This is a genomic window from Actinomadura vinacea (genome assembly GCF_039532545.1).
Lineage (GTDB): Bacteria > Actinomycetota > Actinomycetes > Streptosporangiales > Streptosporangiaceae > Spirillospora > Spirillospora vinacea.
Map to the genome: position 1 here is coordinate 300,523 of NZ_BAAARW010000011.1, position 12,917 is coordinate 313,439.

Genomic DNA, 12,917 nt, shown 5'->3' on the forward strand with positions numbered 1-12,917 from the left:
TGAACACCATCGCGTCAGCGGTCGTAGACCTCCATCTCCCACAGCGAATAGCCGTAAGTGGTCGCGCGTTTGAGGCCGTACATGCGCACATAGCGCGCCTGGCGCCGCGTGAACGGGATCTCGTCGAGCTGCCCGTCCCCGTTCGTGCGGGTGTGCGCGGTCGTCCAGACCCCGCCCCCGGTCGAGGTCTCGATCCGGTACTGCGTGCCGTACGCGGTCTCCCAGCGCAGCAGCACGTAGCCGACGTCGCGCACGGAGCCGAGATCGACCTCGATCCACTGCGGGTCGGACTTGGCGCTGGACCAGCGGGTCCCCGGCGGCGGGTTGGCCGGGATCCCGTCGACCGCCTTCGGTCCCTCGAACCCGGCCTTCTCCACGCTGGACGTCTTCACCGGCCGGTTCAGCGCCAGGTTGGTCTTCGGCTTGTAGCGGGCGGTGAGCGTGACGTCATCACCGGTCGCGGTGATGTTGTGGGTGGCGTCTCCGCCGTCGGACCAGCCGGTGAACTCGTACACCTTGTTCCCGGTCAGCTGGGTCTCCGGGGCCGAGACCGACACCGTGGAGCCGTTGATCACCGTGCCGGTGAACGGTGCCGCCTCCGTCCTCTCCAGCAGCGTCAGCGGCGCCCCGGGCGGGTCGCTGGCCAGCGTGAGAGCGCTGGTCTTGGGATGCAGCTCGACGCTGCGGGTGTCGGTCAGGCCGTCGGAGTCCGTCGCGGTCAGCCGCAGTTCCAGCCAGGACGGATACTCGTGGTCGGGCGCGGTGAACTCGCCGCTCTCCCCGTCCTGCCCGGTGATCGTGTGGACGTGGCAGGTGCTCGGGCAGTGGTGCATGATGATCTCCCACTTCAGCGCGGCGCCGGCCAGGTCGCCGTCCTCGGCGTCGGCCGCCTCGCCGCTGAAGGGGATGTCGTCGCCGACCTTCCAGGTCAGATCCGAGCCCGGGGTGGTGATCGAGGCCACCGGCGGGGTGGACCCGGCCGTGATGGCGGTGGTCGCGGTGTCGGTCGCGCCGCGGGTGTCGGTCACCTTGAGCCCGACGGTGTACTTGCCCTTGGCCGTGTAGGTGTGGCTGGGCCTGGCGTCGGTCGAGTCGTCGTAGGCGCCGTCGCCGTCCAGGTCCCAGGCGTAGGCCAGCGGCACGTTGCCGTCGGCGTCGCTGGAGGTGCTGCCGTCGAACGCGACGGTCAGCGGCAGCGAACCGCTGGTCACGTCCGACCTGATCGCCGCCACCGGCGGGTTGTTGGCGCCGTTGTAGACGTAGCGGACGACGCGCCCGCCGGCGATGTCGACGGCGAAGAGGTCGCCGCCGGGGCCCTGCTGCAGCTCGACCATGGCGCCGGACCCGGTCGCGAACGTCTCGATCTTGGTCTTGTCGGGCAGCCCGTCGGTGCCCGGCTTCATCGCCCACACGCACTTGCGCGCGTAGTCGGTGAAGAACAGCGCGTTCCGGTACTGGGCGGGGTAGGTGCTGCCGGCGTAGAAGGACAGCCCGCTGATGGACGAGCTCCCGGTGCCGCAGCTCTCCCCGGGCACGATCTTGTCGCTGTGCTTGTAGATGTAGCGGGCGTAGACGGTCGCCGAGTCGCCCGCCGCGTACAGGTTCTCGCAGATGTTCAGGTTGGCGGCGTCGTAGCCGGGCGTGCGGCCGTACCCCTCGTAGCAGGGCCAGCCGAAGTTGCGCACCTCGGTCGTCGGCGACCACACCCGGTTGATCTCCTCCCAGGTGGTGTAGCCGACGTCGCCGACCCATGCCTCGTTCGTCCCGGGACGCATCGTGAACCGGTACGGGTTGCGCAGCCCGTAGGCCACGATCCGCTTGGCGTTCTCGTCGCCGGAGGTGGTCGGGTTGCCCGGGGCGGCCCGGCCGGTGTCGGGGTCCAGCCGGACGATCGTGCCGTCCAGCGTGGTCGGGTCGGACGGGGTGCGCCGGTCCTGCGCGCGCAGCGCCCCGCCCTCGCCGGTCGGCGCGGTGAGCGGTGTGCCGGCGGACCGGGGCGGGTCGCCGCACGGGTTGTTCTTCTGGCCGTAGTCGGCGTACTGGAAGCTGGCGCCGTCGCCGCCGCCCGCGTACAGCATGCGGTCGGAGCCGAACGCGATCGTGCCGACCGAGTGGCTGGAGAACTGCTGGCAGTAGTCCTCCAGCAGGATCTGCTCGGTGGGCGCGGCCCGCTTGGCCGCCAGGGCCCCGCGCGCTTGCACGGCCTGCGTCAGAACCGAGATCCGCCCGGCGACGACGCAGCCCTCGTTGTTGGGGCCGGGCGGGTCGGGGCACTGCTCGTTGCTGCCGTCGGACGAGGGCCAGCGCGGGTACGTGCCGCCGAGCTCGCCGTTGTAGGTGTACATCACGTACACCCGCGGATCGGCGGGGAAGTCCGGGTGCAGGGCCAGGCCGAGCAGGCCGCGGTCCCAGCCGTTGAACGTCTGCGGCCGCAGGTCGGCGAACACGGTCGCGGTGGTGTCGGTGAGCGAGTCGAAGACCTTGATGATCCCGCTCTTCTCCGCGACGAACACCCGGCCGTCGGGGGAGAACTCCACGTTCGTCGGCATGGTCAGCCCGGAGAGGACCGTCTTCTCCTGGAAGTTGGCCGGCAGCGCCGCCGCACGGGCCGCACGGGCCGTGCTCGGCAGGCCGACGGCGGCCACGAGCGTTCCGGCGAGCGCGAGGACGAGAAGGGCGGCGACGAAGGCGCGGCGGCCCGATATCCAGGAAATGCCAAGGACCACGACGAAACCCTTCTGTGCCCCGACGGCAGCCAGACGATCTGCTGCTTTGATCGGAACGATGAAGCATTTCCGTCGTATTAGGACGGATCGGTCCAAACGTGGCCAGCGGCTCAACCGCTAGCGGTCAGCGCGTCAACGCGAGGCCCCCGCGCCGCGTCTCACGCGCCGTCGACACCGTCCCCCGGTCAGAGGCCGCTGCGGGCGCGCGGGGCCGGTGCGGCCGTGGCGGGGGCGGCCGGGTCCTCCCGGAGGCGACGGCGGAGCACCTTGCCGAGAAGGTTGCGGGGGAGGTCGGGACGCGGCCGGAACTCGGCGGGCACCTTGTAGTGCGCGAGGTACCGCTCGCAGTGGCGGCGCAGCTCGTCGGCCGAGAACGGGTAGGCGGGGTGCTCCACCACATGCGCGATGACGCGCTCGCCGCACCGCTCGTCCGGCTCGCCGGTCACCGCGCACTCGTGCACGGCGGGGTGCCGGCGCAGCACCTCCTCCACCTCCGTGGGGTACACGCTGAACCCGTTCATCTTGATCATGTCGCTGTGCCGCTCCAGCACGCTGACGAAGCCGTCCTCGTCCATGACGGCGATGTCACCGGTGCGCAGCCAGCCCTTGGACAGCACCTGGGCGGTGGCCAGCGGAGCGTTCCAGTACCCCGCGAACACCTGCGGGCCGCGGACGACCAGTTCCCCCGGCTCCCCGGGCGGCAGCACCCGGGTCGGCTGCTCCTGGTCGACGATCAGCACGTCGGTGCCGGGCAGCGGCACCCCGACCGTGAGGTTGCGGGCGGACGGCCCGATCGGGTTGGCGGTGACGGCGGGCGCGGCCTCGGTCAGCCCGTAGCACTGGATCAGCCGGTGCCCGCCCAGCGCCTCGATCCGGGCCAGGGTGCGCTCGCCCAGGTCGGTCGCGCCGGAGATGAACACGCGCAGGTCGCGCAGGTCGGACGGGCGCAGCCGCGGACTGTCGAGCACCTGGTCGTACAGCGTCGGCACGCCCGGGAACATCGTGGGCCGGTGCCGGCGGATCGCCTTGACCAGCTGGTCGCGGTCGAAGCGGGGGAGCAGCACCACGGCGCCGGCCTTCATCACCGGCGCGATCATGGCGCTGGTCAGGCCGAAGGAGTGGAACAGCGGCAGCACCCCGAGCGTCACCTCGGCCCCGTCCCGCACCCCGGTGTCCCAGGCGTGCTGCTGCGCGGCGTTGGCGATCAGGTTGCGATGGGTCAGCATCGCGCCCTTGGGCCGTCCCTCGGTGCCGCCGGTGTAGCAGATCGCGGCCAGCTGCCGGGACGGGTCGAGCCGGTGCTGGCGGTGCTGCCGCAGCCGCTGGTGCGGGGCCCGCTGCAGCTCGGCGAACCGCACCACGCCCGGCTCGTCCGGGACCACGGCGGTCAGCAGGGCGCGCCACCGCCGCGCCTGGACCAGCGGCAGCCGCAGCGCCAGCCGCCTCGTCCACGGCAGCTGCTCGACCAGCGAGGTGACGATGACGTGCTCCAGCGGCAGCCCGTCGCGCGCCGCCCGCACCGTCGGGTAGCCGCGGTCCAGGACGACGGCGACGCGGGCGCCGCAGTCGGCGAGCTGGTGGCGCAGCTCCTCCTCGGTGAACAGGGGGTTGAGCGGGACGGCGATCGCCCCGCGCCGCAGCACCCCGAAAAAGGCGATCACCTGCTGCGGGCAGTTCGGCAGGATCAGCGCCACGCGGTCGCCCGGCTGCACGCCCAGCCGGTGCAGACCCGCGGCGAACCGGTCGGCGGCCTCGCGGAGCGACCGGTAGTCGATCGTCCGGCCGTAGTAGTGCAGCGCGGGCCGGCGCGGATGGCGCCCGGCGGCGTCGTCGAGCAGCCGCGGCACGGAGACGTCCGGAACGGACAGATCTGCGGGAACCCCCGGCTGATACCACCGCAGCCACGGAAGTGATCTTTGTGACGAGGGCCACATACCGGTGGATTTAATCATCAATCCGCTGCGCGTGTCCCGCCGGCCGCGCGATCCGCGCGCACCGCATGATCGTATTGGATCCGACGGAGACCGCGAGCGAGGAGTGGGTGTCGACGATGGAACCGGCGATCCGGACGGTGTCCTCCCGGGTGGTGTACGAAAACCGCTGGATGGCGGTGCGCGAGGACGAGATCGAGCGGCTCGACGGCTCGCGCGGGATCTACGGCGTCATCGACAAGAGCGACTTCACCGTGGTCATCCCGGCGGAGAACGGCGGTTTCCACATGGTTGAGGAATACCGCTATCCGATCGGGCGCCGCACGTGGAACTTCCCGCAGGGATCTTACCCGGACCGCCGGTCCGGCACGCCCGAAGACCTCGCCCGGCACGAACTGGCCGAGGAGACCGGCTTCCGCGCGGGCACCCTGACCAGGCTCGGCTACCTGCACGGCGCCCACGGCATCAGCAGCCAGGGCTTCCACGTCTTCCTGGCCACCGACCTGGAACCCGGCGAGACCGCGCGGGAACCGGAGGAACAGGACATGCGGCAGTGCTTCGTGACGCGCGAGGAGTTCAAGCACCGCATCCGCGAGGGCCTCATCACCGACGATTCGAGCCTGGCCGCCTACACCCTCCTGCTGCTGCACGAGGAAGGCGGCGTCCTGACCTAGGGCTTGCGCGCGACGCCGCAGAACTCCGCCACCTCCGGGGGCTCCCCGCCGCCCTCGGGACGCCAGCGCGAGCACGCCACCACGCCGGGCTCCAGCAGCTCCAGCCCCTCGAAGAGCTCCTCCAACCGGCGCCGCGACCGCGCCACGATGGGCGTGCCGCCGCGCTCCATGACCTGCCGCATCGACTCGTGCATCGCCTCGCCGTGCACGTCCGCGGTCGGGTGGCTGATCGCCAGGTGGCTTCCGGGCGGCAGCGCGTCCATCAGGCTCCGCACCACCATGCGGGCCTGGTCGTCGTCCAGGATGTGGTTCAGGATCCCCAGCAGCATCAGCGCCACCGGCTCGTCGAGGCGCAGCGTCCCGGCGGCGGCCTGCAGGATCGCGTCCGGACGCCGCACGTCGGCGTCGACGAAGTCGGTGGCCCCCTCGGGCGTGCCGGTGAGCAGCGACCGCGCGTGCACCAGCACCAGCGGATCATTGTCGACGTAGACGATGCGGGACTCGGGCGCCAGCCGCTGCGCCACCTCGTGGGTGTTGTTCTCGGTGGGCAGCCCCGTGCCGATGTCCAGGAACTGCCGGATCCCGGCCTCGGTCACGAAGTAGGTGACGGCCCGCACCAGGAAGCCCCGCGCCGCCCGTGCCGCCTCCACGATCCCCGGCACCAGCCCGGCCACCGCGTCGCCCGCCTCCCGGTCGGCGGGATAGTTGTCGGTTCCGCCGACCCAGTAGTTCCAGATGCGGGCCGAATGGGGCCGGTCGGTCCTCAATTCGGGCCGCGGGCCCTCCCCACGTGCACCGCTCATCGTGGACGCCTTTCGAGTGCCTGCCACCTTCCGTCATCGTTCCCCTGTCGACCGCGGGAAACAGCCCGCGCCGCGCTCTGTGCCGCCACCGGCTTCAGGCGTGGGACGGGGCCTTGCGGGCGGGCGGGAGGTGCTGCACCAGCGTGAGCGACAGGTACACGTACCGGTCCACCAGGTCGGTGACGGTCAGGTCGCCGGACGGCTGGTACCACTGGGCGACGGCGTTGCACATCGCCAGGATCGCCCGCTGCGCCTCGTCGGGGTAGGGCGTGCCGAAGACGCCGCGCGCCACGCCGTCGCCGATGATCTCCCCCAGCAGCCGGGGCAGTGCGTCGCGCCGCTCGACGAACTGCTCCAGCCGCTCGGGCTCCAGATTGCGTATCTCGCGCAGGCCGAGCAGGCTGTCCACCGGGCGCCGTACCCGGTACTCCACCGTGGCCTGCACGAAAGCCCCCAGCCGCGCGACCGGATCGTCCCCGGCGGCGTCCAGCGCCTGCTCGCAGCTGCGGAAGCAGTCCGCGAGCGCGTCCTCCAGCAGCGCGTGCAGGAGCTCCTGCTTGCCGGCGTAGTAGTAGTACAGGGCCGACAGGCTCAATCCGGCGCCCTTGGCGATGTCCCGGATCGACGCGGCATGGTAGCCGCGCTCGGCGAAGATCTCGCGGGCGGACCGCATGATCGCGGCGAGCCCGTCACCCCGGGCCACCGCCGGAAGCCGCCGATCCGCCGCCGCGTCGGCGGCGCCGCCTGTCGCCATCGCCACATCCTATCGAGTCATGGACGTTCGAGCCTTGACGTCCTCGACGAGCTTCATTCCGGCGTAGACGGCCCTGTCGGGGCGCTCGGCGGGCGCCGGACGAAGCGGATTCGGCGGAGGCTCCGAACCGTGCCGGAGCACCGGGGCCTCAACGCTTCCTTAAGCACGGCATAAGTGGGTGTCCTCGGCGGCATCGGGGTGCGAAATTCATGGACGTGGCACTGCGATCCGGAAAGAACACCGATTCGTACCTCCCCGGGATGCCGGGCGAACGAGTGCGCCCGGTGAGCGTCGTCCGGGCCTTCCGGGCGCTGCCCTCGGCGCACCGGGAGATCCTCAACGAGACGGTCTTCCGCGACCGGTCGGTCAACGAGGCCGCCGTGTCGCTGGGCATCCCGGTCGATGTGGTGAAGACCCGCGTCTACCATGCGCTGCGCGCTCTCAGAGTGGCGCTCGATACCCCGGAACCCGGGCGCTAGCTCTCGCCCAGGTCAGGCGCGGCGAAGCTGCGCACGAGCGGGTCGACGCCGCCGACGGCGTCGCGGCGAGCCTCGGAAAGGGGCGCGCGGAGTTCGCGGCATGGGAGAAGGTCTCCCGCGGCGCGATTTCAGCGAGTGACACCGCGAAGGCCGCCCGCGCCGGGCGGTCTTCGCTGTGAAAAGGGTTTGCGGGGACGGATCGGGTTTGGCAGTGTGGAAGGCGTACCAAGCGAGCCGAGAGAGGAGCGGGACCATGCGACGCAGCCGAATGCGCGGCGGGCGCAGTCAGCGCCCCCTCGGTTCCAGGAGCCCTCTGCGACGTATGTGACCAGCGCGTTCGCCGCGACCGGCCGCCCTCGGAACCCGATTCCGTGAGGGCGGTTCTTCTTTTCCCGGAGGGTTGGCCGAGCAGGTAAGGCAGCGGCTTGCTAAGCCGTCGTCAGGGGCGACTCTGGGCGAGTTCGAATCTCGCACCCTCCGCCCGGGCGGGTAGGAACGCTGGTGCGTTCGGCGGCCTCATAAACCGCTTCAGGTGGGTTCGATTCCCACACCCGCTACGTAAGAGAAAAGCATGTCTCCGTGGCGCAGTGGAGAGCGCGTCGGGTTGCGGACCCGAAGGCCGCAGGTTCGAGTCCTGCCGGAGACGCCCAGGTCGCAATGCGGACAATTCCCTCAAAAGTTACAAAACTCCTCGTCTGATCGCCGTGTTTACCCTGGTCGTAAGCGGAGACACAGGTAGTAGTCAGACAACTCCGGAATCGGGGTAACGGGTACGGGGGAAGCCCCGCTCGGCGGGGGGCGTCGCCGCGGTTCCACCTCCGCCGGCCGCGCGCGGACGGGGTCCGCCCGTCCACAGGATCGTCAGTGGGGGTGTTTTCGCGTGCAGACGCAGACGAGTATCAAGGACCTGATGGACTGCGACGTGACCGACAGCTCGGGGCACAAGGTCGGGACGGTCAAGCAGATCTATCTGAACGACGTCTCCGGCGAACCGGAATGGGTCAGAGTGCACACCGGGTGGTTCGGCACGCGGGAGAGCTTCGTCCCGCTGGCCGACGCCCGCCGCACCGGGGACGCGCTCCAGGTTCCCTACGAGAAGGACAAGGTCAAGCACGCTCCCGCCATCGACGCCGACCAGCATCTGTCCCGCGAGCAGGTCGCCGATCTCTACCGCTACTACGGGCTGCGCGCGGCCGTACCCGACCAGGTGGGGACCGCTCGCGAGGGACGCACCCAGGCACAGACCGCCCAGAAGCGGCAGGAGGCGCCCGACCCCGACCAGGAGTCAGGCGGCCGCATGCCCGCCGAGCCCGCGCGGCGGGTCGCGGGCGAGTCGACGGCCCGAGCCGACTCCAAGGCCGACTCCAAGGCCGACTCCAAGGCCGACTCCAAGGCCGACGCCAAGGCCGACTCCAAGGCCGACGCCAAGGCCGACTCCAAGGCCGACGCCAAGGCCGACACGAGGGCCGGGCTGCCGCGGCCCGAGCAGCAGCGCTCGAAGACCGAGCAGATGCACGGCGCGCACGGCCGGGTGGCCGGCGAGCGCGGCACGATGCGGGGCGCCGCCGACGACGGCATGATCGAGCTGACCCTGTCGGAGGAGCGGCTGCGGGTCGGCACCGAGCGGCACGAGGCCGAGCGGGTCAGGCTGCGCAAGCGGATCGAGATCGAGCAGGTCGAGCGGACCGTCCCGGTCTACCGCGAGGAGTTGCGGATCGAGCGGGAGCCGATCGCCGAGGGCGAGGGCCGCGGCCGGTTCCAGATCGGCGACCAGGAGGAGCGGGTGCTCATCCTGCACGAGGAGCGCCCGGTGGTCACCAAGGAGACCGTCCCGGTGGAGCGGATCCGGGTGCACGCCGAGCGCGTCGCGGGCGAGCAGACCGTGCGGGACGAGATCCGCAAGGAGCGCATCGACATCGACCACGACGGCGCCGAGGGCAGGACGCCCGGCAGGCACGAGACGGGCCGCGAAAGCGACTTCGACGCGGGACGCGAGACGCGTCCCGCCGGCCGCCACGAGCGCCGGTAGCGGCGCGCGGTGAGGCGAGGCCCCGGCCCGATCCGGCCGGGGCCTTTCGCGTGCCCGGGACCGGGGCGGACGCACGGCGTCCCACGTGGACGGCGTTACGCACCGGTACGCGGGGGACACGGGCGGTTCGCTCCAACCTCGGGACGCAAGACGCTCACGGGTATTGTCGCGGCGCCGTGAACGACTTACGTTGCTTTTTGTTGGGGCGGAACACAAATCCGCCGACCCCCATGCCCTGAGCGGAGGCGACGATGCACCGCAGCCCACCCCGGTCCCTCGTACTCGGCCTGTTGACCGCCCTCGCGGTGTCCGCCGCGGCGGGCGGCGCCGCGGCGGACACCCGCGCCGCCCACCTCGATGCCGGGCGCCCGGTGAAGGAGCGGGTCGAACGCCTGCTCGCGCGGATGAGCCTGGACGAGAAGATCGGCCAGATGACGCAGCCGGAGCGGCAGAACGTCACCCTCGACGACATCACCCGGTACCGGCTGGGTTCGCTGCTGTCGGGCGGCGGCTCGGTGCCCACGCCGAACACCCCCGAGTCGTGGGCGGACATGTACGACGGGTTCCAGCGGGCCGCGCTGGCGACCCCGCAGCGCGTCCCGCTGATCTACGGCGTGGACGCCGTGCACGGCCACAACAACGTGGTCGGCGCGACGATCTTCCCGCACAACATCGGGCTCGGCGCGACCCGCGACCCCGAGCTGGTCCGCCGGATCGGCGCCGCGACCGCCGAGGAGGTCGCCGGCACCGGCGTCGACTGGGACTTCGCACCCTGCCTGTGCGTGGCCCGCAACGACCGGTGGGGCCGCACGTACGAGTCGTTCGGCGAGGTGCCCGAGCTGCCCGCCCAGATGTCCACGATCGTGACCGGGCTGCAGGGGCGGCGGCTCGGCGGGCCGACGTCGATCCTGGCCACGGCCAAGCACTACGTCGGGGACGGCGGCACGACCAACGGCACCGACCAGGGCGACACCCAGCTGTCCGAGGCCGAGCTGCGCAAGATCCACCTGCCGCCGTTCCGGGCCGCGGTGCGACGCGGCGTCGGCTCGGTGATGATCACCTACAGCTCGTGGAACGGCGTCAAGACGCACGGCCACCGGTACCTGATCAACGATGTGCTGAAGCGGGAGCTGGGCTTCTCCGGCTTCGTGATCTCCGACTACAACGGGATCGACCAGATCGACGGGCAGCCCGGCTTCACCCCGGCCGAGGTCCGGACCGCGATCAACGCGGGCATCGACATGGTGATGGTGCCCGCCGACTGGAAGCGGTTCATCGAGACGCTCAAGGCCGAGGTCGAGGCCGGCCGGGTGCCGATGTCGCGGATCGACGACGCCAACCGGCGGATCCTCACCAAGAAGGTGGAGCTGGGGCTGTTCGAGCGGCCGCTGACCGACCGCCGCTACCTGAAGACCGTCGGCAGTGCCGAGCACCGCGCGCTGGCCCGGCAGGCGGTGGCCCGCTCCCAGGTGCTGCTGAAGAACGACCGGAACGTGCTCCCGCTGGACCGCCGCGACAACAAGATCTTCGTGGCCGGCAAGAACGCCGACGACATCGGCAACCAGACCGGCGGCTGGACGATCACCTGGCAGGGCTCGTCCGGGCCGATCACGCCGGGCACGACCATCCTGCAGGGGATCAAGCAGACCGCGGGCCCGTCCAGCACGGTCACCTACAGCAAGGACGGCACCGGGATCGACGGCTCGTACAAGGCGGCGGTCGCGGTGGTCGGTGAGACGCCGTACGCCGAGTTCATGGGCGACCGGCCGGGCGCGATGGGGCTGGACGAGGCCGATCTGCAGACGATCGAGCGGCTGCGCGCCTCGGGCGTGCCGGTGATCGTGGTGCTGGTCTCGGGCCGGCCGCTGGACGTCTCCGCGCAGCTGCCGAAGTGGAACGCGCTGCTGGCGTCGTGGCTGCCCGGCACCGAGGGGCGGGGCGTGGCCGACGTGCTTTTCGGCGTCACCCGGCCGACCGGCAAGCTTCCGGTGACCTGGATGAAGAGCGTCGACCAGCAGCCGATCAACCGCGGTGACGGCAAGGCGCCGCTGTTCCCGTTCGGCTACGGCCTGACCTACCGCCGGTAGGCCGTGTTTCTTTGCAATCCCGGCCCAGGGCGCTCGCCTGGCGGCTCGCGCCCTGACCGTGCTTGGTGCGAGCGCGACATCGCTTCGCGATCTGCCCGGTGAGGCTCGCCTCCGGCATCGCCCCACCGGGCAGCCAGCGCACTCGCGCGTGCCTGGGCCACTTCGAGACACACCCTGGGAATCCGGCTTTGGGGCACGATGGACGGATGAGGGTCCGAATCGAGGCCACTGAGCTGCCCGGCCGTACGTGCGGGCCGGGCGACGATTTCCCCGGTCATGACGGTATCCATGTGGGGGTCCAGCGGCGCGGCCGTCCCGGCGAGCTGCTGGACCTCCATCCGGGGGACGCCCCCTCGGCGAGCATGTTCCGGCGGGCGAAGCTGATGCTCGACGGCGAAGGGGCGGAGGTCCGCGCGGCCGTCCGTCCGCCGCTGGTCGACTGGTCCGCCGAGCGTTGATCGTCTGTTGACGTACCCATCGTCATTTTCGTTGACATTCCGTGATCGCTCCTCATAGCGTGCCTCCTCGATCTTGAGAGGGGGAGCATGGAACTTTGGACGAAGGCGGCCCTGGCGGCCGTCGTCGCGACCACTCTGACGGGCACCGCCGTGGCGGTGTCGTCCCAGACGGGGGACGAGGCGCGCACCGCGAAGGCGGCGGGCGCCACGGCCAAGCCGCGGCCCGGCGTGCGCAACGCGACCGGTTTCAAGTCCGCGCGCGTGGCGCCCGGGACTCGGGCCCTGCTGGGAACCTACGGCGACTACTCGCGCATGTTCGAGCGCAGCGCCGGGCAGTTCTGGGCGGACTCCTGGCGCAACCAGTGGGCCTGGGAGCCGCAGAGCCAGAACGTGTCCCGCATCAAGTGGGGCGATCCCGACAAGTGGCCGCCCGCCAACTGGGAGGAGTTCGAGCGCAGCCCGGACGGCCAGTGGGTGCTGCTGGACGGTTACGGCAACAACGAGGGCATGCTCAAGCAGCGCGTCACCAAAGAGCAGATCGGTGACGTGAACTGCCAGAACATGAAGCCGATCCCCTCGGCCGGCGGCAAGCAGCACTACGTGAAGTGGAACATCCAGCCGCAGGCGTACTGCATGGAGGCGTGGGGCCAGATCCAGGTCCCGAACGGCACGCCGGTGGACTTCTACCACAAGCAGGTGTGGTTCCCGCCGTCCGCGCCCACGTGCGCCAACCGCTACTTCCAGAACCAGACCTGCATCAAGCAGTACGAGGTCTGGAAGGACAACAACCCCGGCAACGGCGGCACGGTGGGCGGGCCGCTGGAGTTGCGGCACGACCGCGACAACATCTTCGCCAAGGGGATGGGACCGGCCTTCATCATCCACAACTACTTCCCGAACAACGGGTGGCAGGCCGACCTTCGCCATAGCTGGACGTACTGACGGCGTCTCACGACGTACTCACATGAAAGGGGTG

At 70.8% G+C, this 12,917-nt stretch carries 10 protein-coding genes and 3 tRNA genes; 9 read left to right on the plus strand and 4 right to left on the minus strand.

Annotation, left to right across the window (positions count from 1 at the left end; translation table 11 throughout):
* Positions 1–14 precede the first annotated feature (14 nt).
* A complete protein-coding gene (locus tag ABD340_RS13100) occupies positions 15–2,726 on the minus strand; it encodes a PQQ-dependent sugar dehydrogenase (protein WP_344589136.1) in 2,712 nt (903 codons plus the stop codon).
* A gap of 185 nt (positions 2,727–2,911) precedes the next feature.
* Positions 2,912–4,573 (minus strand): AMP-binding protein, encoded by a 1,662-nt coding sequence (locus ABD340_RS13105; protein WP_344589138.1) that lies wholly within the window; start codon positions 4,571–4,573, stop codon positions 2,912–2,914.
* Between the two features lie 203 nt (positions 4,574–4,776).
* On the opposite strand from ABD340_RS13105, the gene ABD340_RS13110 reads away from it, so the two are divergent.
* A complete protein-coding gene (locus ABD340_RS13110; RefSeq protein WP_344589139.1) occupies positions 4,777–5,331 on the plus strand; it encodes an NUDIX domain-containing protein in 555 nt (184 codons plus the stop codon).
* Here ABD340_RS13110 and ABD340_RS13115 read toward each other — a convergent pair.
* Positions 5,328–6,134 (minus strand): SAM-dependent methyltransferase, encoded by an 807-nt coding sequence (locus ABD340_RS13115; protein ID WP_344589140.1) that lies wholly within the window; start codon positions 6,132–6,134, stop codon positions 5,328–5,330. The two genes, ABD340_RS13110 and ABD340_RS13115, sit on opposite strands and share 4 nt — an antisense overlap.
* 94 nt (positions 6,135–6,228) lie before the next feature.
* Positions 6,229–6,888, minus strand: a complete 660-nt coding sequence (locus ABD340_RS13120) for a TetR/AcrR family transcriptional regulator (protein WP_344589141.1) — start codon at positions 6,886–6,888, stop codon at positions 6,229–6,231.
* Between the two features lie 209 nt (positions 6,889–7,097).
* Between ABD340_RS13120 and ABD340_RS13125 the strand changes: the two genes are divergently transcribed.
* The 8 genes from ABD340_RS13125 (at position 7,098) to ABD340_RS13160 (ending at position 12,883) form a co-directional block, all read left to right on the plus strand.
* Positions 7,098–7,367, plus strand: coding sequence for a sigma factor-like helix-turn-helix DNA-binding protein (locus ABD340_RS13125; RefSeq protein WP_344589142.1), 270 nt, complete (start codon positions 7,098–7,100; stop codon positions 7,365–7,367).
* Between the two features lie 394 nt (positions 7,368–7,761).
* Positions 7,762–7,847, plus strand: a tRNA-Ser gene (locus ABD340_RS13130).
* Between the two features lie 4 nt (positions 7,848–7,851).
* Positions 7,852–7,924, plus strand: a tRNA-Met gene (locus ABD340_RS13135).
* 16 nt (positions 7,925–7,940) lie between these two features.
* Positions 7,941–8,013, plus strand: a tRNA-Arg gene (locus tag ABD340_RS13140).
* A 234-nt stretch (positions 8,014–8,247) separates the two neighbouring features.
* A complete protein-coding gene (locus tag ABD340_RS13145) occupies positions 8,248–9,396 on the plus strand; it encodes a PRC and DUF2382 domain-containing protein (protein ID WP_344589143.1) in 1,149 nt (382 codons plus the stop codon).
* 251 nt (positions 9,397–9,647) lie between these two features.
* Positions 9,648–11,483, plus strand: coding sequence for a glycoside hydrolase family 3 protein (locus ABD340_RS13150; protein ID WP_344589145.1), 1,836 nt, complete (start codon positions 9,648–9,650; stop codon positions 11,481–11,483).
* A gap of 206 nt (positions 11,484–11,689) precedes the next feature.
* A complete protein-coding gene (locus tag ABD340_RS13155; protein ID WP_344589146.1) occupies positions 11,690–11,941 on the plus strand; it encodes a DUF5990 family protein in 252 nt (83 codons plus the stop codon).
* An 87-nt stretch (positions 11,942–12,028) separates the two neighbouring features.
* Positions 12,029–12,883 carry a hypothetical protein gene (locus tag ABD340_RS13160; protein WP_344589148.1) on the plus strand — a complete coding sequence of 285 codons (855 nt, stop codon included), beginning with the start codon at positions 12,029–12,031 and terminating at the stop codon, positions 12,881–12,883.
* The last annotated feature ends 34 nt before the right edge of the window (positions 12,884–12,917 follow it).

What these genes read in the sequence shown, in the direction of transcription:
- ABD340_RS13160 (WP_344589148.1), top strand. Translation starts at nt 12,029, where the DNA reads ATGGAACTTTGGACGAAGGCGGCCCTGGCGGCCGTCGTCGCGACCACT.
- ABD340_RS13155 (WP_344589146.1), top strand. Translation starts at nt 11,690, where the DNA reads ATGAGGGTCCGAATCGAGGCCACTGAGCTGCCCGGCCGTACGTGCGGG.
- ABD340_RS13120 (WP_344589141.1), bottom strand. Translation starts at nt 6,888, where the DNA reads ATGGCGACAGGCGGCGCCGCCGACGCGGCGGCGGATCGGCGGCTTCCG.
- ABD340_RS13110 (WP_344589139.1), top strand. Translation starts at nt 4,777, where the DNA reads ATGGAACCGGCGATCCGGACGGTGTCCTCCCGGGTGGTGTACGAAAAC.
- ABD340_RS13125 (WP_344589142.1), top strand. Translation starts at nt 7,098, where the DNA reads ATGGACGTGGCACTGCGATCCGGAAAGAACACCGATTCGTACCTCCCC.
- ABD340_RS13115 (WP_344589140.1), bottom strand. Translation starts at nt 6,134, where the DNA reads ATGAGCGGTGCACGTGGGGAGGGCCCGCGGCCCGAATTGAGGACCGAC.
- ABD340_RS13150 (WP_344589145.1), top strand. Translation starts at nt 9,648, where the DNA reads ATGCACCGCAGCCCACCCCGGTCCCTCGTACTCGGCCTGTTGACCGCC.